The following is a 1,759-nucleotide window of genomic DNA, read 5'->3' as shown; positions in this document are numbered from 1 at the left end:
CCGGGTTATACTCAGGTGAACTCTTTGTTCATCGGAATGTTGCAAACCAAGTTATCCATACTGATCTCAACTGTCTATCGGTCGTCCAGTACGCTGTAGACGTTCTTAAGGTTAAACACATCATTGTCTGTGGACACTATGGATGTGGTGGCGTAAATGCAGCCATTGATAACCCTAAGCTAGGCCTTATTAATAATTGGCTGTTACATATCAGAGATATCTATTTCAAACACCGCACTTACCTAGATCAAATGCCGCAACAAGATCGAGCGGATAAACTAGGCGAGCTTAATGTTGCAGAGCAAGTGTACAACTTGGGTAACTCAACCATCCTGCAAAACGCTTGGGAGCGTGGGCAAGATGTTGAAATTCATGGTGTGGTATACGGAATTGAAGATGGTCGCTTAGAGTACTTAGGCATTCGTTCTAACTCTAAGGAAACCGTAGAAGCGTCTTACCAGAAAGCTCTTTCGACGATTCTAAATACAGACAACAAGCTCCTTTGTCGCTAAGTCATATCTAAAAGTTGAACGAAAAACGCCCATCTTAGATGGGCGTTTTTTATATTTTTAATGCTGAACTCAATGATTATTCTTGAGGTACAACTTTACCGATGTATGGTAAGTGGCGGTATTTCTGCGCGTAATCAATACCCACCCCAACGACAAATTCATCTGGAATTTCGAAACCAATCCAATCCACAGGAACATTCACTTCACGACGAGATGGCTTATCTAGGAGCGTACAAATAGCGATAGACTTCGGCTCACGTAGCGAAAGAATCTCACGGATTTTATTTAGTGTGTTACCAGTGTCAATGATGTCTTCAACAAGCAGAATGTCTTTACCTTTGATGTCATCATCCAAATCTTTCAAGATACGAACGTCACGTGAGCTTTCCATCGTATTGCCGTAGCTTGACGCAGTCATAAAATCAACTTGGTGAGTCAGTTCGATAGCACGTGCCAAGTCTGCCATAAATACAAATGAGCCACGCAATAAGCCTACCAACACAAGATCTTCACTACCTTGATAACGCTCTGTAATTTGTTTGCCTAATTCACGAACTCGCTCCTGAACTTCTTGCTCAGAAATCATGACTTCTATTGTATGTTTCATACTGTGCTCAATCTAAATTTGTGGGTTGAGGTAAGTCGCACGCAAACGATCACCTAATCTTACGGCGTGTAGTGTATCACCACGTTCATTGGGTTGAAAGTCGCATCCTGTTGCCAAAAAATCTTGGAAGAAGGTCTTAGTTTTATAAAGTTCATAGCTAAATTTATCAATAATAATGACATTACTGTATATAAATTGTTCTACAGATGTTGACCTTGTGCATATGCACCATTACACTCATCACTGCTTTAAGCAACTATTAAAATAATCAATTAGGGGGTTACCCCCAATATCAACTCAAATGGCAAGGAAAATGGATATGGACTCAATTGCAAAGAGACCTAGAACTAGGCTTTCTCCAATTAAGCGTAAGCAACAGTTAATGGAAATCGCATTGGAAGTATTTGCGCGCCGCGGCATCGGTCGTGGTGGTCACGCAGATATCGCAGAAATTGCTCAAGTTTCTGTAGCGACTGTTTTTAACTACTTCCCTACACGCGAAGACTTGGTGGATGAAGTTCTCAATCACGTCGTACGTCAGTTCTCAAACTTCCTATCGGATAACATAGACCTAGACTTACATGCACGTGAAAACATCGCCAATATTACGAATGCGATGATCGAGCTTGTCAGCCAAGAC

General features: G+C 41.4%; 2 protein-coding genes and 1 pseudogene. 2 read left to right on the top strand and 1 reads right to left on the bottom strand.

Annotated features, from left to right (window positions below):
- The coding region (gene can / locus IQR33_RS00775) for a carbonate dehydratase (protein WP_193843432.1) at positions 1 to 512 on the top strand (512 nt) is incomplete at its 5' end.
- 76 nt (positions 513 to 588) lie between these two features.
- Here can and hpt read toward each other — a convergent pair.
- Positions 589 to 1,119, bottom strand: coding sequence for a hypoxanthine phosphoribosyltransferase (gene hpt / locus IQR33_RS00770; protein WP_005379995.1), 531 nt, complete (start codon positions 1,117 to 1,119; stop codon positions 589 to 591).
- 319 nt (positions 1,120 to 1,438) lie between these two features.
- On the opposite strand from hpt, the pseudogene opaR reads away from it, so the two are divergent.
- Positions 1,439 to 1,759, top strand: a pseudogene (gene opaR, locus IQR33_RS00765) (transcriptional regulator OpaR); the annotation flags it as partial.

Origin of the sequence: Vibrio sp. OPT46, assembly GCF_015163535.1 — a bacterium.
Lineage (GTDB): Bacteria > Pseudomonadota > Gammaproteobacteria > Enterobacterales > Vibrionaceae > Vibrio > Vibrio alginolyticus.
Note: the sequence above shows the minus strand (reverse complement) of the source record. Positions and strands in the feature narration are given on the sequence as shown.

What these genes read in the sequence shown, in the direction of transcription:
- hpt (WP_005379995.1), bottom strand. Translation starts at nt 1,119, where the DNA reads ATGAAACATACAATAGAAGTCATGATTTCTGAGCAAGAAGTTCAGGAG.